13 protein-coding genes are annotated in these 17619 nt (G+C 68.1%); all 13 read right to left on the bottom strand.

The window, feature by feature from the left end; all coding sequences use genetic code 11:
- Positions 1 to 4 precede the first annotated feature (4 nt).
- A complete protein-coding gene (fadD32, locus tag ABTV10_RS00860) occupies positions 5 to 1900 on the bottom strand; it encodes a long-chain-fatty-acid--AMP ligase FadD32 (protein ID WP_499031931.1) in 1896 nt (631 codons plus the stop codon).
- A 238-nt stretch (positions 1901 to 2138) separates the two neighbouring features.
- Complete coding sequence (locus ABTV10_RS00855; protein WP_499031929.1) at positions 2139 to 3152, bottom strand: LLM class F420-dependent oxidoreductase; 1014 nt, start codon at positions 3150 to 3152, stop codon at positions 2139 to 2141.
- A gap of 167 nt (positions 3153 to 3319) precedes the next feature.
- A complete protein-coding gene (locus ABTV10_RS00850) occupies positions 3320 to 4237 on the bottom strand; it encodes a cutinase family protein (RefSeq protein WP_499031928.1) in 918 nt (305 codons plus the stop codon).
- 92 nt (positions 4238 to 4329) lie between these two features.
- Complete coding sequence (locus ABTV10_RS00845; protein WP_433609037.1) at positions 4330 to 4884, bottom strand: DUF732 domain-containing protein; 555 nt, start codon at positions 4882 to 4884, stop codon at positions 4330 to 4332.
- Between the two features lie 133 nt (positions 4885 to 5017).
- Positions 5018 to 6904 carry an alpha/beta hydrolase-fold protein gene (locus ABTV10_RS00840; protein ID WP_499031926.1) on the bottom strand — a complete coding sequence of 629 codons (1887 nt, stop codon included), beginning with the start codon at positions 6902 to 6904 and terminating at the stop codon, positions 5018 to 5020.
- A gap of 214 nt (positions 6905 to 7118) precedes the next feature.
- The gene (locus ABTV10_RS00835) at positions 7119 to 8117 is read right to left on the bottom strand and encodes an alpha/beta hydrolase (protein ID WP_433609033.1); all 999 of its coding nucleotides are present in this window, start codon (positions 8115 to 8117) and stop codon (positions 7119 to 7121) included.
- A 368-nt stretch (positions 8118 to 8485) separates the two neighbouring features.
- Positions 8486 to 10366: an arabinofuranosyltransferase AftB family protein gene (locus ABTV10_RS00830; protein ID WP_499031925.1), complete on the bottom strand. Its 1881-nt coding sequence runs from the start codon at positions 10364 to 10366 to the stop codon at positions 8486 to 8488.
- A gap of 28 nt (positions 10367 to 10394) precedes the next feature.
- Positions 10395 to 11300, bottom strand: coding sequence for a decaprenyl-phosphate phosphoribosyltransferase (locus ABTV10_RS00825; protein ID WP_433609029.1), 906 nt, complete (start codon positions 11298 to 11300; stop codon positions 10395 to 10397).
- Positions 11297 to 11812: a phosphatase PAP2 family protein gene (locus tag ABTV10_RS00820; protein ID WP_433609027.1), complete on the bottom strand. Its 516-nt coding sequence runs from the start codon at positions 11810 to 11812 to the stop codon at positions 11297 to 11299. The genes ABTV10_RS00825 and ABTV10_RS00820 overlap by 4 nt, the downstream gene beginning before the upstream one ends.
- Positions 11796 to 13652: a glycosyltransferase gene (locus tag ABTV10_RS00815; RefSeq protein ID WP_499031924.1), complete on the bottom strand. Its 1857-nt coding sequence runs from the start codon at positions 13650 to 13652 to the stop codon at positions 11796 to 11798. Before ABTV10_RS00815 ends, ABTV10_RS00820 begins: the two co-directional genes overlap by 17 nt.
- Positions 13649 to 14869 (bottom strand): UDP-galactopyranose mutase, encoded by a 1221-nt coding sequence (glf, locus tag ABTV10_RS00810; RefSeq protein ID WP_499031922.1) that lies wholly within the window; start codon positions 14867 to 14869, stop codon positions 13649 to 13651. Before glf ends, ABTV10_RS00815 begins: the two co-directional genes overlap by 4 nt.
- A gap of 90 nt (positions 14870 to 14959) precedes the next feature.
- Complete coding sequence (locus ABTV10_RS00805; protein WP_499031921.1) at positions 14960 to 15721, bottom strand: MerR family transcriptional regulator; 762 nt, start codon at positions 15719 to 15721, stop codon at positions 14960 to 14962.
- Positions 15722 to 15871: 150 nt separating this feature from the next.
- Complete coding sequence (locus ABTV10_RS00800; protein WP_499031920.1) at positions 15872 to 17596, bottom strand: SpoIID/LytB domain-containing protein; 1725 nt, start codon at positions 17594 to 17596, stop codon at positions 15872 to 15874.
- Positions 17597 to 17619: the final 23 nt, after the last annotated feature.

The following is a 17619-nucleotide window of genomic DNA, read 5'->3' as shown; positions in this document are numbered from 1 at the left end:
AGGACTAGTCGGAAACGCTGTCGGGGAACGCCATCTGGACGTGACCGCCGCGCAGGGTCCCCTCGACGTACGCCGCCTTGCAGGCCCGGCGCGCCAGCTTTCCGCTGGACGTACGCGGAATCGAGCCGGCCGGGACCAGCAGCACGTCCCGTGCGGTGACGCCGTGACGCGACGAGATGGCGGCCCGGACGGTGTCCGCGATGGGCTGCGGATCCGCCTTGCCGGCGCCCGGAGCACGCTCCGCGACGACGACCAACTGCTCGGATGCATCGTCCTGGTCGAAGACCAGTCCCGAGTGCGAGTTCTCGAACACCTGCGGCGGCAGCTGGTTGGCCGGCACCGCGAACGCGGCGACGAAGCCCGGACGCAGCGCCGGGCTGGCCTCCTGCGCCGAGTACTCGAGGTCCTGCGGGTAGTGGTTGCGGCCGTCGACGATCACCAGGTCCTTGACGCGACCGGTGATGTACAGCTCGCCGTCGACGAAGACGCCGTAGTCGCCGGTGCGCAGCCAGTTGCCGTCGTCGGGAGCGCCGTCGGCGTGCGAACCCTCCGTCAGCCGCTGCAGCAGCTTGTTGTGGAAGGTCTCCGCGGTCTCCTGCTCACGGCCCCAGTAGCCCTGGCCGATGTTGTCGCCGTGCAGCCAGATCTCGCCGACGTGACCGTCGGGGCGCTCGGACGCGGTCTCCGGGTCGACGATGGCGGCCCACTGGCTCCGCGACACCTCGCCGCAGGCCACCTGCGCGACGGCGCCCGGCGCGTCCTGGTCGACGCGGACCATGCGACCGGCATTGAGTTCGTCGCGGTCGACGTACATGACCTTCGCCTCGTCGGACGGGTGCGTGGTCGAGACGAACAGCGTGGCCTCGGCCATGCCGTACGACGGCTTGATCGCCGTCTTCGGCAGGCCGTACGGCGCGAACGCCTCGTTGAACTTGCGCATCGACGACACCGTCACCGGCTCGCTGCCGTTGATCAGGCCGATGACGTTGCTCAAGTCGAGGTGCTCGCCGTCCTTCGGCAGACCACGCACGGCGGCGTGCTCGAAGGCGAAGTTGGGGGCCGCGGCGTACGTGCCGGCACCGTCGGAGATCGCGGCGAGTTCCTTGATCCAGCGGTACGGACGCTGGACGAACGCGCGCGGGCTCATGATGGTGATGTACTGGCCGCCCAGCGCCGGCAGGATCACCGTCAGCAGGCCCATGTCGTGGTACAGCGGCAGCCAGGTGACGCCGCGCGAGTGCTCGCTCAGGCCGAGCGAGTCGACCATCTGCAGCACGTTGGTGGCGACGCCGCGGTGCGTGATCTCGACACCCGCGGGGGTGCGGGTGGAGCCCGACGTGTACTGCAGGTACGCGATGTCGTCGAGACCGACCTCGGGGCGGACCCACGTCTCGCCGACGCTGTCCGGGATTGCGTCCACGGCGATGATCCGCGGACGCTTCGCGGCGGGCAGCGAGCGGAAGAACTGACGCACACCGGCCGCGGACGACGTCGCCGTCAAGATCGCAGCGGGCTCGCAGTCACCGAGAACCGCGTGCAGGCGGTCGGTGTGGCCGGGCTCGTCCGGATCGAACAGCGGGACCGCGATGCGTCCGGCGTGGATGGCCGCGAAGAAGGACGTGACGTAGTCGAGGCCCTGCGGCGCGAGGATCGCGACGCGGTCGCCGGGCTGAGTCACCTGCTGCAGACGTGCCGCGACGGCACGAAGACGCAGACCGAACTGACCCCACGTCAGCTCGTGAGCCTCGCCGTCCCGCTCACGCGAGTAGTCGATGTACCGGTACACCAGCTCGCTTGCGTTGTTGCGCGTGTGGTCGTCGACATAGTCGATCAACGTGTGACCCGGCGTGAGCCGAATCTGGCCCTGTTCGTCGAGGTAGTCGTCGAACATTGCGTTCATTCCTTCTCCTGTCGAAGCGATCACACAACCATCAACGGACATGGTTGCGCCCCAGACTTCCTTCGCCGCGCGGATTCATTTGCATTGTCACTACTTCGTCGGTCTTGCCTGCTGTTTTTCGCTGGTCGTCGCTACATTCCCTAGTTGTAGCGACTTGCAACCATCCGGACGCAGACGACACACCTACGAGTCAGTCCATCGGCTCGAAACCAGCAACATGTTACAGATGTGCATCGACTCACTCGCCTCGGAGCAACGGGATCACCGGCGCGAAAGCTTCCAGCTGAGTCGGGAATACGCCCACATATGACATCGACGTCTTCTCCCGTACGTTACGGATCTGGTCGGCAATCTCCTGGTAGGTGCCGATTGCGAGGTACGGGGAGTTCAAGATCTCCTCGACGGACAATGTGACGTCCGCCTCGATGTTGGGCGGGAACCCTTGGTCGATCGCGGCCAGGGCCATCTCGGCGGCCTGCTCACGATCGTCCGTCACCATGATTGCGGTGATGGTCCAGTTGAGCTCGATGTCGTCGAAGCGATCGCCCGCGGCCTCGCGGATCCGCTCGACGCGCGCGATCGTCTGCTCCATCGTGATCCCCGACAGCAGCAGACGGCCGTCCGAGCTGGTCGGCGTCGCCACCGAGATGATGTCGGCGTACTTGGCCGCCAGCGCGAGCATCTTGGGACCGCCACCGCCGACCGCGATCGGCGGACGAGGTCCCTGCCGCGGGCGGGGGCTGCCCTTGAGGCCGCTGATCGTGTAGAACTCGCCCTCGAAGTTGCATTCCTGGCCACGCAGCAGCGTGTCCAGGATCTGCAGCGACTCCTCGAGTTTCGCAATTCGGACACCGGGTCGCTCGTACTCGATGCCGCCCTTGTCGAACTCTTCCTTCATCCAGCCTGCGCCGATGCCCAGTTCGAGCCGGCCGCCCGACAGGACGTCGATGGTCGCGGCGTCCTTCGCGAGGACCGCGGGATGCCGGAACCCGTTCGCGAGCACGGCCGTGCCGAGCCGGATCTTGTCGGTCGCGACCGCAAGCGCGCCGAGCGCCGCGATCGGTCCGACCTGGTTACCCAGGTGATCGGGGATCATGAAGCTGTCGTAGCCGAGTTCCTCGGCCTTCTGCGCGAGCTTGACGAACCGACGAGCGCCGCCCTCCTCGGCGTTGCCCTCGCCACCGGCCGCGAACCGGAACTTACGCGGCGCCTGGACGCCAGAGCTGACGCCCGAGCCGTCGGTGGAACTCATCAAAGCCTTCTTCCTCATTCGCGCATGCAGGCAGGGCGGCACCCCACGGGCACCAACCCATCAGCATAGGGACCCACCCCCGCGACCCGTGCTCGGGTCGCGAGGACGGACACTACCGCCCGCAGAGGAGTCTGGGAGGCGCTTCGCGCAGACTCGGGCGAGACTCGCTACTCGTGCGCCGGTGAGGGGGCCGAATCGACCTTTTCCGTGGCCCAGTTCGTGATCCACTGGGTCGCGGTTGTCCCGCTGCCGTCGACGACGAACGAGTTGTATTGCGCGTGAACCGGGTTGTTGTAGTACTCGCCGAGCCGGGACGCACTGCTGAGCCAGTTTCCGACCTTGAGCGCGTCCGCGGGGGCGTCACAGATGCCGTCGGTGGGAGCGCAGATCTGGACCGCGCGATCGGCGAGTTCCCCGAACCCGCCGGGGCGTGCCCCGGTCATCGTGATGCCGGGAATCTTCAGCCCGGCGAGCGAGAGTTCGGCGCCGACACCGGCGACCGCCGGGCCGACGGTCGGCGCGGCCGCCGGATCCCGTCGACCGTCGGCGATCAGGCCCACACCGAGCACCAGATCCGGTGACACCGGGCCGTCCCCGGCGCCGATGCGCGCCGCGACGTCGCCCGCGATCACCGCGCCCTGCGAGAACCCGGTGAGCAGGTACGTCGTCAGCGGGCACTCGGCGTGCCGGCGCTCGATGACGTCGATCGTCGCCGCGGTCCCGGCGGTGCGGGAGTTGTTGTACGACTCTTGGCCGTCCGGCGGCAGCGCGATCGGGTTGGAGAACTGCGCCACGTACGGGACCGTGTAGACGTCGGCCCGCTCGGGCGAGAACGTCTGCTGCAACGGCCGTGTGACGTTGAGCATGAGCGACGCGGGGTTCGCCGTCGGGTTGTGCGGGTCGTCGGCGGCACTGGACTCCCACGTCCCGGGCACCGAGATGACCTGGACGTCGGGGCAGTCCGCCGGCTGCGCGCTCGGCGGCGTGGGACCCGGGGGCGTCGGGGGCGCCGGCTGGGGCAGGCGCCCCGCCAGGATGTACCAGATCGCCAGCAGGACCAGAAGCAGCACCAGGACCGCCGCCACGACAGCGACGATCCCGAAGCGCCTACGCCCCCGGTTGTTTCCGGACTTCCGCGTTCTCGAGTTGCTCACTGGCTGCTCACACTCATCCGCCGCTACTTGCAGTACTCGGCCTGCGCGACGCGGATGTAGACCTCGGCGTTCTTCCCGGCCTGCTCCGACGTCAGCTCCTGGCCCGCGGCGCTCGCCTCGCTGCCGACGGCCGCGGTGACGAACGTGGTGATCTCCTGCTGCGAGCTGCCCTGCTCCTTCGCGGCGCAGATGTAGTCGGCCGTGGAGACGGCGATGATGCCGTCGGCGGCGGGAGTGATGCCCTCCCGCTTCAGCCCGTCCAGGTAGGCCTGGGCGCGCGGCGAGACGGGGACCTCGGTGGGGCCGGGGAATCCGCTCGGCACCGCCTGCGGCTGCTCGGCCTCCGCGTCGGAGTCCTGGTCGGGGGTCGCGGGCGCCTCGGAAGCCTGCGGCGTACCGCTCTTGACGGCTGTTTTGGTGGTCGTGGTGGGTGACGCGGCGGAAGTCGTGGTCGGGCTACCCGTCGCGGAGGAGTCGTCGTCACCGCAGGCGACGAGCAGGCCACCGGCCACGAGGCTCAACGCGCCTACGGCCACCGTGCGAGCCAGAGCGGAACGGGTACGGGAGAAGTGCGACATATCAGTCCTCGAGTTTGCGGTGTCGTGTCGGCGGGGCGCACCCGCACCGACTCTGGGAACAGGCTACAGATGACGTGCGGGCGGTGACCGGATCGTGAGATCCGGTCACCGCCCGCACCAGGTCAACTCACGGTCAGCCGATTTCGGCCTTACCGCCCTTGATGGTGATGACGCCGTGCTGGAAGTTCTGCTGCACGCCGCCGGCGATGTCGAACTGGTCGGAGATCGGGAAGCCGAGGCGGCCGTTCTCGTAGCCCACCGACGCCCAGGCGTCGAAGACCGGGCCGTTCTTCACGGACCATGCACCGGAGGCCGGGCTCCAGTAGATGTTGCCGTTCTGGAAGCGGTTGAAGCGGCCGCCGTCCTTGATCACGTTCTCACTGGTGGACGGGAAGCCGAGCCAGCCGTTCTCGTAACCCAATTCGGCGTACTTCTTCATGATCAGACCCTGCACGGCATTGGTGCCGGTCTGCGGGTTCCAGTACATCGCACCGATTTCGAAGCTCTGGACCAGCCCCTCCTTGCCCGGGGTCTTGATCTGGTCGGCGGTCGGGTATCCCAGCGGACCCCGCTCCCAGCCCTGCTTGGCCCACTCGTCCTTGATGGGACCGCTCACGGCGTGGGCGCCGGTCTGCGGCGTCCAGTAGATCGAGCCCTTCTGGAAGTGGTTGAAACGACCACGGCCGTCGCCCAGCGCGACCTCGTCGGTGCTCGGCATTCCGAGGACGCCGGCCGGTCCGCCCGCGCCCTGGTAGGCGCCGCCGATGCGACCCGCGACAGGGTGGGTGCCGTCGCCCGAGCTGAAGATCCGGCCGAAGCGGAAGTCCTGTGCGGTGCCGCCGGCGACCGGGTACTGGCCGGTGAGGCAGTCGCCGATCCAGTTGTTGCCGTTGGCCACCGGCGCGAAGGCGCCGGACGGGCTGCAGGCCGGCTTGTCGGCCTCGACACCGAGCGCCTCCGCAAGCTGCGGCCACAGCTGGTGCAGCTCGAACTCCCAGTACGGCCACGAATGCGTGCCCGAGGGACGGTAGTTCACGGTTGCCGGGATGCCCAGCTTCCGCAGCTTGGTGGTGAACGTCTGCGACGTCAGGCGCGACAGGATCTCGAGACCCATGCCGGCGTAGTTGGTGCTGATGCCCGGGATGGCCGACGGCTGGTCGTACGGGCCGGTGGTGCCGCTACCGCTGGAGATGTAGAGGCTCATGCCCTTCAGCTGGTCGGCCAGCAGGTACGGATCGTGTGCCGCCCACGCATCGTTGGTGGGGTTGCCCCACATCGCGTCGGCGTCGTATCCGCCGGCGTCCGCCATCGCGAACGAGATGGCCTGCGGCATGCCGAGAGTGGTGGTCGTCAGGATCCCCGACAGCGAACCGGCGAACTTGAAGAAGCCCTGGTTGCGCGCCGAGAGCATCATCGCGGAAGTGCCGCCCATCGACAGGCCGACGACGCCACGCGTCTGCGTGCTGCGCCAGTCGTTCTCGAGGATCGGCGGGAGTTCCTTGGTGAGGAACGTCTCCCACTTGTAGTTCTGGCCGTTGTTCTGGTCGAGCCAGTCGGCGTAGAAGCTGGACTGGCCGCCGATCGGCATCACGACGTTGACGTTCTTGTCGGCGAAGAACGGCTCGGCATCGGTCTCGATGGTCCAGCCGTTCTCGTCGTCCCGCGCGCGCATGCCGTCGAGCATGTAGACGACCGGGAACTTGGCGTCGGGCTTGGCGTTCCAGTCCCGGGCCAGCAGCAGCTGGACCTGGATCGGAATGCCCATCGACGGCGAGTTGACCCACACCGCGACGCGACGGTCGCTGAGCCAGTCGACACGGCTGACGGTTCCGGGCGCGGCCTGCGTCGTCGCGGGCGCGCCGCCGGGAGTGCCGAGCGACTGTGCGACCGCCGTGCCGCCCGACGTCAGGCCCGCGGCGATCGGCAGCACCAGCGCGGCTGCGGCGAAGCCGAGCGCCCGCTTGCGCCACCCACCTCCGGCTCTATCGCGGCGCTGGGACCGCTCGAGACCTAGTCGCATCGGGACAACACTCCTTCGTCGTAGCGGACTCCCCGGACGGACCGGAAGATCGCTTCCTTACTACACGGAAGGAGCTTCGGAATGGGGGTGCCGCGCTGGTTGGATAGTGAATTGGCGAAATCTCTCTCGGCGGAGCGGGTTCCGCCCGAACGCGGAATGCCGTCTCCCGCGCGATGGCGTGGGAGACGGCATACCGGCTCAGTTCATGGTCTCGTCACCAAGCGTTGAGGGTGTCGAGGATCTGGCCGCGGGCCTTGAACAGTTCGGCCGACCAGTAGGCCCACGAGTGGGTGCCGTTGGCGGGGAAGCTGTAGGTGGCGGGGATCTTCAGCGTCGCAAGACGCACCTGGAAGGCACGCGTGTTGATCAGCGAGAGCGCCTCGAGACCCATCGCGTTCGCGGTGTTGTAGTAGTCGATGGCCTTCTTCGGGTTGTCGTACTGACCGGGCAGGCCGCTGGCCGCCGAGATGTACATCGACAGGCCCTCGAGCTTGGGCGCGAAGACGAACGGGTCGTTGCGCAGCCACGACGGGCTCCACGGCGGGCCCCACATCGAGTCGACGTTGTAGCGACCGGCGTCGAGCATCGCGACGCGGATGGCCTCACGCATGCCGGGCGCGGAGATGTTCAGGTAGCCGGAGAACGAGGCGGCGAACTTGAACTGGTCGCGGTGGTACGCGGCGAGGGTCAGCGCGGCCGAGCCACCCATCGACAGACCGAGGACACCGTTGTTGCTCCGCGAGACGCCACGGGTCTCGAGGTACGCCGGAAGTTCCTTCGTCAGGAAGGTCTCCCACTTGTAGGTGATCTTCTGGCCGTTCAGGTTGCTGGGGGCGTACCAGTCCGTGTAGAAGCTCGACTGGCCACCGACCGGCATCACGAGCGTGAGGTTGTCGCCCCGGTACTGGTCGAGAGCGTTGGTCTCGAAGCTCCAGGCGTTGCGATCGTCGCGCGCACGGAGTCCGTCGAGCAGGTAGAGGGCAGCGTTGCCACCGCGGGCCGCCCACTGGATCTGGACCTTGATCGGGCCCATGCTCGAGTCGACGAAGACTTCCTCGTAGCCACCGGACGGTGCCCGGTGCGCGATCGGTGCGGCCGATGCGACGGCCGTGCCGGCAACTCCGGCGGCCACCGGCAGAACCAGCGCGAGCGCGGAAATCCCGAGTAGGCGCTGCTTGAGACGCTGCGACAGCCTTGGTCGAGCTAAACGCATGAACACTGCTCTCTTTCTTCATCTCCGGCATCCGCTGGGCGGCCCCGGGGGACTCCGTCGGTGGGCAGCCGCTCGTTCGCCGACGCGTACGGCGGCGAAGGCACTGCTCCAGGTCACACTGCGCGACGTGGACTGTATGCGACAGATCGGACTGTGACAAACATTCCGGTCTGGTTGCCCGGAGTCCATTCCGGCACATCCGGAGATCGTTTCGCGCTTGTTCCGCGTTACGGATCCGAGATGAAACGAGGCGTTCACCGTAATAGAAGCGAGAAGCGGCGGATGGAGTGAAGAAATGCACAGGTCCGCCGACGCCCGGAATGAATCACACAGATGTCATTCCGAGTGCCGGCGGTCCGGCGACAGACTCAGCGATTACCCAGGGGTTCGGGCATCTCGAGGTCGCAGCGCTGGATCTCGTACTTCGGAACCCGGTCGAATCGATAGCCGGCGTAATCCAGGGCATTGCGCAGATTCCGCTTGAAGAGCGGCCAGTCCAACTCGCCGCTGTACGACTCCTTCAACTCGACCGTCTCGGGACACGTGAGGGCGACCCGGGCTTGGGCGACCCAGTCCTCGTCCAGGTACCACGGCAGCCATGGGTGAACCGGGACCATGCCGGTGTCCGCGACCACCCAGTCCGGATAGAGCACCTTGTCGTGCCCGATCCGACCGCCCTCCAGCCGCTCGGTATGTGCCGCGATCGGGTAGGCGAGACCCATCTGGTCCAGGACTTTCACGTCCAGCCCGACGTTCATGCTCGTCATGCCGAGGTTGAGGAAGTAGACGGTGTGCCCCGCGCCGCCCTCGGGGATCGGGATGGGCGGCGGCACGACGTCCCAGTTCGTGAACGACGGCGTCGGGAGCAGCAGGCCGCCGTCCGGGGTGTCGGCGATGGCCTGGACCATCGCACGCATCCGTGGGTAGTCCAGGTAGTCCTCGGCGAGGATGGGGTGTCGGTGGCCCGTGTTGAGCGAGTAGAACGCCCGCTCGTCGACGATGCCGGACTTCCCGACGGCCGACCCGGTGGGCATTCCGACCGTGTTCGCCGCGACCAGCGCCCACACCATCGTCGTCAACCACGCGACCACGGAGACCGCAAATCCGAGCGTCTGATTGTTTCGCCCCCATTCCGAACGCGGCAGCACACGAATCGGAATGACCGAGATCGGAATGATGAAACAGAAGAGGGCCGGGAGCAGGACGCGGCCGTGCATGAAATCGCCGCCCACGCGAATCGAATAGATCGCCAGGATCGTTCCGCACGCGAGGATGAAGGCGACGACCGCCACCGGGGAATGCAGCCGACGCGAGAGTCGCGCCCACCGACCCGCCGCCGAGTGATCTACATCACGTTCCGGCCGGTTCGGGGGAATCGCGGGCTCGCGCCACCACGCCATCGCGACCGCGACGGTGAGCAGCAGCAGCGGCAGCCACAACACATACGGCCCCACCAGGTTCCACAGATACGCGAATCCCTGCGACCACTTGGCGCCGCCCGCGTCCTTCGAGACCGCGGTGTTCGGGTAGGGCAGCGCGTAGTAGCCCATGCGCCAGATCTGGTACGCGACCGGAGCCAGGCCCGCGGCCGCGACCATCCACGCCCGCAGCTTCCAGCCGATGGGCGCGAGGAACACCAGCACCAGCGCGAGGCCGCCGACGATCGCCATTTCGGGCCGGACCAGCGGTCCCAGGCCTGCCACGAACGCCAGCACCAGCACCGATCGCCACGACGGCGCCGGATTCTGCGCCCACCGGACCAGCAGGAGCCACACCAGCGCCAGCCAGAAGATGACCAGGCAGCTCTCGAGCCCGGACGTCGCGAAGTCGCGCGCGGGGGGAACTGCGATGTACACGATCGCGCCCGCCGGGAGCAGCAGCACGAGACCACCGTGGAACCGTGCTCGGTACAGGCGCGCGGTCCCGATCATCGCCAGGACGACGGCGGATACCGAGAGCACGAGCGCGAGGCCGAGCACCACGTATTCGAGCCGGGCCTGCGTGATCCACCCGAACGCGTAGACGAGATACGTCCACAGCGTGCTGGTGTTCGCCTCCACCCGCTCGCCGGCGTTGAACACGGGACCGTTGCCGGCGAGCAGGTTTCGGACCGTGCGGAGCACGATCAGCCCGTCGTCGGCGATCCATCGTCGTTGCCACGCACCCCACGCGAAGAGGAGTGCCGTGAGCACGACGCCGCCGACGAACACCGCACGGGAGATCCCGGCGCCCTGCGGGCGCGGCTCCACCGCGGGTTCGTCGGCTGTGCGTGTCGGCTCAGACGAGGTAGACAGCGACACCTACTACTCCGATCCAGGCAATCGCGAGGAACTGGAGCACCCGGTCGCCCAGTGCAATCTCTTCCGGCTCCCCCGCCTCGCCCCCATCGACGTCAACGGCGTAACGCAGGATAGCGATCGTGAAGGGCACCATCGAGATCGCGAACCAGTTGGTGTCGTTGGCGCGATCCTGCTCGAACGCCCACAGGCCGTAGCAGATCACGACGGCGGTGGCCGACAGCGTCCACACGAAGCGCAGGTAGGTACCGGTGTAGTACTCGAGCGACTTGCGGATCTTCGCCCCGGTGCGTTCGGCCAGCCGGAGTTCGGCGTATCGCTTGCCGGCCGCCATGAACAGCGACCCGAACGCCATGATCAGCAGGAACCACTGCGACAGCGGGATCTCCGCGGCGACACCACCGGCGATCCCGCGGATCAGGAAGCCCGACGAGACGATGCAGATGTCGAGCACGGCCTGGTGCTTGAGCCCGAAGCAGTACGCCAGCTGGATGACGATGTAGACGGCCATGACGACCGCCAGCTGCCAGTTCGCGACGAACGAGAGCAGGATCGAGCCTGCCAGCAGCACCACCGCCATGCCGTAGGCCAGGTTGACCGGCAGCACCCCGGCCGCGATGGGCCGGAACCGCTTGGTCGGGTGGGCCCGGTCGGCCTCGACGTCCATCGCGTCGTTGACGAGGTAGATGCCCGACGCCGCCATGCAGAACACGACGAACGCGAGCGCGACCGGCAGCAGGACGTCGACCTCGGTGACGGACCCGGCCGCGAGCGGTGCCGCGAGCACGAGCACGTTCTTGACCCACTGGCGCGGGCGGACGGCCTTGACGATGCCGCCGGCCAGGGTCTTCGGGGGTCCGGTGACGACCGCCGGCTCCTCGCTCATTTCACTCCAAACTTCTGCTCGGCCCGCAGCACGGCAGCCGCGGACACGGCGCCGAGTGCCGACCCGGCCAGGACATCGGTCGGGTAGTGCACGCCCAGGACGAGGCGCGAAATCAGCATCGGCGGGACCAGTACCGCAGGCAAGGGTAGCCCGGTGAGCCGACCGAGAAGCACCGCCGCCGCGGTGGTGGACGTGGCGTGCGACGACGGGAAGCTCAGCTTGCTCGGCGTCGACACGTTGACCTGTACGGACGGGTCGTTCGGGCGGGGGCGGCGGACGACGCGCTTGATGACGATCGATGCCGCGTGCGCGCCGACGGCGCCGACGGCGACGCCGGCCCAGCGGCGGCGGCGCGGCTTGTCCAGCGCGGCACCGACACCGGCGACCGCGACCCAGCCGAGGGCGTGTTCACCGAAGTGCGACAGTCCCCGGGCCGCCCGGACCACGGCCGGCTTGGCGCCGATCGTGCCCTGCACGGTCTGGAGGATCCGGACCTCAGATGCCGAAGACACGTTCCCACCTCTCCTTGCTGGTCAGCTCCGGCACGGCGGCCTTGTACTCGCGCTTGAGTTCCGGGAAACGCTCGGCGAGTTCACGGCGCAGACGCAGCGACTCCTTGAACAGGCGCGCGGCGATCCGCGGGTCCCGCTTGCGGTAGACGACGCCACGGCCGTCGGCGGTGGTGACAGTGACACCGTCCACTTGCGAGAGCAGGAACCAGCGCGCGTCAAGCGTCGGGACGTTCAGCTGCGGCTGCTCGAGATGCTCGGGCTTGGCCTTCTTCGCGTTGTGGATCAGGCCCTTGACCAGGCGGGTGGCGATGGCCACCTTGTTGGTCGGCAGGCTGACGTTGCCGATGTCCTCACGCGACGGCAGCGGCAGGCTGGTCGACGACGGCAGCACGACGGCGTCCGGATATTCCTTGCGCAGCGCGTGAACAGTGCCGAGTGCGGTCGGCAGCAGTTCGGCGACGTGCTCGGGTCCGGCCAGGAAGTCCTGGATCGCGAGGTTCTGGATCGCGACGGTCGAGTACTCGAGGCACAGCAGGTGCTTCACGGTGGCCTTGACCGTGTCGGCGATCAGGTTGACGACGCCGTTCTTGTCGGGCATGTGCAGCGCCGCCACGACCAGACGGTTCCGCAGGTGGAAGTACGCCTGCCAGTCGATGGCGTCGTCCTTGTCGCTCCACGCCATGTGCCAGATCGCGGTGCCCGGCATGGTCACCGTCGGGTAGCCGGCCGCCTTGGCGCGCAGGCCGTATTCGACGTCGTCCCACTTGATGAACAGCGGCAGCGGCTGACCGATCTCCTCGGCGACCTGCCGCGGGATCATGCACATCCACCAGCCGTTGAAGTCGACGTCGATGCGCCGGTGCAGCAGCTGCGAACGGTCGCGATCGCTGAGCGGGCGCTTCGCAAAGTCGTGGTCGTACTCGACGTTCGGCGCCGCGGACCACATGAAGTTTTCGCGCTTGATCACCTCGCCCATCGTGTGGAGGTGGCTGCGCTCCTGGAGGTTGAGCATCTGGCCGCCGACCAGGATCGGGCTCTTGGCGAACCGCGACATCGCGAGTGCCCGCAGGATCGAGTCGGGCTCGATCTCGATGTCGTCGTCCATGAACAGGATCTGCTCGCAGTCCGTGTTCTTCAGCGCCTCGTACATGATGCGGCTGTAGCCACCGGAGCCGCCGAGGTTGCCCTGGTCGTGCATCGTGAGCTTGTCGCCGAGCGCGGCTGCGGCCTCGTCGAAGCCGGGCTCGTCGCGGACCTTGCGGGTGCCCTGGTCGGGCACGATGACCTTCTTGACCACGTCGGCCACCAGCGGGTCCGACGCGAGCGCCTGCAGCGCCTTGACGCAGTCGGTGGGCCGGTTGAACGTGGGGATACCGACCGCGACGTTCGCCTCGCCGGGCGCGTCGATCGGCGCGTACCAGCCGGCGCTCAGCAGCTCGACGTCCGCGTCGGCCGTGATGTCGAACCAGATCCAGCCGCCGTCCTCGAACGGGCCGAGATCGACGTCGAACTCGAGGATGCCCTCGCGGAACTCCTTGCCCTCCACGTGGATTCGCGATCCGTCAGCCTTGGAGCGGTAGACGTCGACGCGGCAGTGGCCGGACAGCTCGATCCGCAGCACGACGGACTCGAGGATGCTCCACCGGCGCCAGTAGCTCGCGGGGAACGCATTGAAGTAGCTGCAGAACGACACCTCGGACTCGGCGCCGATCGACACCGACGTGCGCGACGTGGCGTGCGCGCGACGCGAGTTGGTCTCGGACTCCTCGATGTAGAGGCTGCGGACGTCGAGCGGCTCGCCGGCGCGGGGCAGCAGGACCCGCTGCAGCAGCGCGCTCACGCGAGGTCTCCGGCGAGTGCCTCACCGGACTCGAGGTGCGGGCGCAGGGTGTTGTCGAACATCGACAGCGCGCTGGCGATCGCCATGTGCATGTCGAGGTACTGGTAGGTGCCCAGACGGCCACCGAAGAGGACCTTCGACTCCGCGGCCTCGGCCTTGGCCAGCACGCGGTAGGCCTCGAGCTTGGCGCGGTCCTCGGGGGTGTTGATCGGGTAGTACGGTTCGTCGCCGCTCTCCGCGAAGCGGGAGAACTCGCGCATGATGACGGTCTTGTCCTTGGGATAGTCCCGCTCCGGGTGGAAGTGGCGGAACTCGTGGATCCGGGTGAACGGCACGTCGCCGTCGTTGTAGTTCATGACCGGGGTGCCCTGGAAGTCACCGCAGTCGCTCAGGACCTCGGTCTCGAAGTCGAGGGTGCGCCAGCCCAGCTCGCCCTCCGCGTAGTCGAAGTAACGGTCCAGCGGGCCGGTGTACACGACGGGGGCGTCGGGGCTCGCGGCGCGGATCTCGTCCCGGACCTCGAACCAGTCCGTGTTCAACCGGACCTCGATCTTGTCGTCCTTCGCCATGTTCTCGAGCCACGCGGTGTAGCCCTCGACGGGCAGACCCTCGTACGTGTCGTTGAAGTAGCGGTTGTCGAACGTGTACCGCACCGGCAGGCGGGTGATGTTGCCGGCCGGCAGGTTCTTCGGATCGGTCTGCCACTGCTTGGCGGTGTAGTCACGAACGAAGGCCTCGTACAGCGGGCGGCCGATCAGCGAGATCGCCTTCTCCTCGAGGTTGGACGCGTCCTTGGTGTCGTACTCGGCGGCCTGCTCGGCGATCAGCGCTCGGGCCTCGTCCGGGCTGAAGTAGCGCCCGAAGAACTGGGAGACCAGGCCCAGGCCCAGCGGGAACTGGTAGGCCTGCCCCTTGTGCATCGCGAAGACGCGGTGCTGGTAGCCGGTGAAGTCGGTGAACTGGTTGACGTAGTCCCACACCCGCTTGTTCGACGTGTGGAACAGGTGGGCGCCGTACTTGTGGATCTCGATGCCGGTTTCGGGCTCTGCCTCGGAGTACGCGTTGCCGCCGAGGTGGTGCCGGCGCTCGACGACGAGCACGCGCTTGCCGAGCTGCGTCGCAGCCCTCTCGGCGATCGTCAGACCGAAGAATCCGGATCCGACCACGATCAGGTCGTACTGACCTGCTGACGACTGGGGCGCGTTTTGGGCAGTCACGGAAGACAGGGTAGGCGACGGCTACGGGAACGCGCGTGCCCGGTGGCACGAACCACCTGATACGCGCGCGCCCGCCTCCGCCCGCCCTCGTTACAGCCGGTCCGCAGCGAACACCAGCATGGCGTCGCGCACGAAGGCCGCGGTGCCGGCGCCGTGCCGGTCGTAGTTCTCCGCGAACCGCGGATCGGCCACATACATCTCCCCCAGACCGGCGAACGCGTCGGCGCCGGGACGACGCCCCTGCCAGCCTGCGGCCACCCACTCGTAGTGCCGTCCGGTGATCTCCTGCGCCTCCGGGCTGTCCGGGGCGAGGCCCGCGGCGTGGGCACGTCCGTAGTCGGCCGCGATGTCGAGCTGTCGCTGCCGGAACTCGGACTTGTCGTCCTCCGACAGCGATCGCCACCACGTGTCGCTGCTCTCGTAAGCCTGCTCACCCCACCGCTCGATCACTTCGTCCTTGTAACGGGTGTGATCGAATCCGTCGAACATCTCCTCGGCCATCAGTGGCTCACCTCTCCTCGTCTTCTCCAGGGTTGTGCGCACCGACGCGATCTGCCGCCCCAGCCGGGCCTGTTCCTGCTCGAGCAGCTCGAGATGGGTGTCCAGCGCCGTCGCGGCATCCGTCTCACCGGCGAGGACGTCGGCGATCGCGGCCAACCCCAGCCCCAGTTCACGCAGCAGCAGGATCCGCTGCAGCCGCACCAGGGCCGCCTCGTCGTAGTGCCGGTAGCCGTTGGCGCCGATGCGGCTGGGCTCGAGCAGGCCGAGGCTGCCGTAGTGCCGCAGCGTCCGGCTGGTCGTCCCGGTGATCCGCGCCAGCTGCTGGATGGACCATTCCCCGGTTCGGTTCACGCCGCTCACCTCCTTATCTCTCTGTCGTCGGTACAACCAGCCTGCAGGTTGACGCAACGTCAAGGTCAAGCCCGAAAGCGGGACCAACGAGAATCGGGCAGGACCCGTACTGCACGAGGGTCCTGCCCGATTCAAAAGACGTCGGTCGGTCTACGCCGTGACACCGTCTTCCTGCGGCACCTGCTGCAGGACCACGCTCGGGTCGACGACCCGCGCGCCCAGCGTCGGCGTCCACACGATGGTGCCGCCGGCGTAGTTCCGGAACGTGCCGGACTCGTCGACCAGCATCAGCTCCGGCCCGGTGGGTTCACCGAGGCTTCCACCTGCTCCCCCGAGCTCCTGGTACTTCGCCTCGATCGGCGAGTCGGTGTCGACTGCGGGCTGGTCGAGGGGCTGCTCCAGCGGTGCGGCGATGGGCAGCGGGCCCACCGAACCCGGGAGCGGAGGTAGCGGCGGCAACGGAGGTAGCGGCGGCAGCGGGATCGACTCGAGCGCCGACTCGATCGAACCGGGCGACAACTCGGGCAGCGGCGGTAACGGGAGCGTCTCGAGCATTTCCAGCGAGCCCGGCGGCAGCTCCGGCAACGGCAGGCCCGGGATCGGTCCCGGCGCTCCCCCGCCACCGACGGTGAACCAGTCCGACTTGAGGCCGAGCTTCCACCGTGCCTCGTCACCGGTCGCCTCGACGGTGCGGGCCGAACCTACGACCCGGACCCGGGTCACGCGGCCGCCGTCGGCGCCCAGGCCGTTGCGTCCGATCACCTCGAACGAGTGCAGTTCGCCGACGCCGAACGCGTTCGCGATCGCGCCGGCGGTGACGGCCTGCGTCCAGTTGCGATTGGGCGAGACGACGTCGCCGTCGTCGACCACGGCGGGGAAGACGCCGCCGGCGGTGTATCCACCCGACGAGGACGAGAACTCGGCGGCCATGGTCTGGTTGCCGCGCTTGAGCACGGTGCCGGCGGTCGAGTTCACGGCGTCGGTGGTCCGGCGGTCCTCGCGGGCGGAGCCGCCGTACACCTGGCAGGACTGGGTGTCGCAGGTCTGGGCGTACCCGTAGCGGCGCTCGGCCGCGGCGTACGAGCGCGCCGCGATGGCCTGCGCGCGCAGCGCCTCCCGGCCACCGGAATCGGCCCACGACGCAACCGACTCGGCGGGCACGACACCGTAGAGGTAGTCCTCCATCAGCACGCGGTTCACGGTCCGCCAGGCGCCGTTGCCGTCGCGCAGCGCGCCCATCGCGCCGCGGTACGGGACGTTGCCGTCGCACATCCGCAGATGTTCGTTGGACGGACGGTTCCCGCCCAGGTTCACCGGGTCGACCCACGGCACATTGGTCGACCCCCGCCAGATCTCGCGGCCGCCGCACCCTTCGGTGACGACGACGTCGGCGCCGCCGGGTTTGGGGGTGAGGTGCGCGGCCGAGTTCGCGCCGAAGTAGCGGCCGGCCACGTTCAGTCCGGCCGGTGAGTAGACGTCGAGTCGCTTGTCGTCGCGGCCGATGAGCCGCACGCCGACCCACGGGTCGTCGACCCGCCCGAGTGTGGTGTTGCCGTAGTAGTGGCCGACGATGCGCTCCGCCGACCAGCCCTGGTTCTTCGCGTACCCGTAAGCGCCGTACTGCCCCATGCCACGCCCGTGTCCGTAGCCGTGGCCGTTCAGCGTGATCGGCGTTTCCGCGGCGACGACAGGAGCGATCCCCGGATCCGCGCCACGGTCGACGATGAGCAGGCCCACCGCGGCGCCGACGGCGAGCGCGGGCGCGAGACCGAAGGCGACGGCCTTGGTGAGCGACGTGGACGGGCCGGCGATGGATCGCTTGCGGCGGGTTCGGACACCACGATTCACGATCGTGCGGAGGCGGGGGTTCGCCATACTGCGCTCCTCATCACTGAAGT

The sequence above is a fragment of the Paraburkholderia sp. RHO2 genome (assembly GCF_050955445.1).
Taxonomy (GTDB): domain Bacteria; phylum Actinomycetota; class Actinomycetes; order Mycobacteriales; family Mycobacteriaceae; genus Prescottella; species Prescottella agglutinans_A.
The sequence above is the reverse complement of the archived record's forward strand: the minus strand, read 5'-3'. Positions and strand labels throughout refer to the sequence as shown.

Excerpts from the sequence above, each read along its gene's own strand:
- fadD32 (WP_499031931.1), bottom strand. The coding sequence starts at position 1,900 with ATGAACGCAATGTTCGACGACTACCTCGACGAACAGGGCCAGATTCGG.
- ABTV10_RS00855 (WP_499031929.1), bottom strand. The coding sequence starts at position 3,152 with ATGAGTTCCACCGACGGCTCGGGCGTCAGCTCTGGCGTCCAGGCGCCG.
- ABTV10_RS00845 (WP_433609037.1), bottom strand. The coding sequence starts at position 4,884 with ATGTCGCACTTCTCCCGTACCCGTTCCGCTCTGGCTCGCACGGTGGCC.
- ABTV10_RS00840 (WP_499031926.1), bottom strand. The coding sequence starts at position 6,904 with ATGCGACTAGGTCTCGAGCGGTCCCAGCGCCGCGATAGAGCCGGAGGT.
- ABTV10_RS00835 (WP_433609033.1), bottom strand. The coding sequence starts at position 8,117 with ATGCGTTTAGCTCGACCAAGGCTGTCGCAGCGTCTCAAGCAGCGCCTA.
- ABTV10_RS00825 (WP_433609029.1), bottom strand. The coding sequence starts at position 11,300 with ATGAGCGAGGAGCCGGCGGTCGTCACCGGACCCCCGAAGACCCTGGCC.
- ABTV10_RS00800 (WP_499031920.1), bottom strand. The coding sequence starts at position 17,596 with ATGGCGAACCCCCGCCTCCGCACGATCGTGAATCGTGGTGTCCGAACC.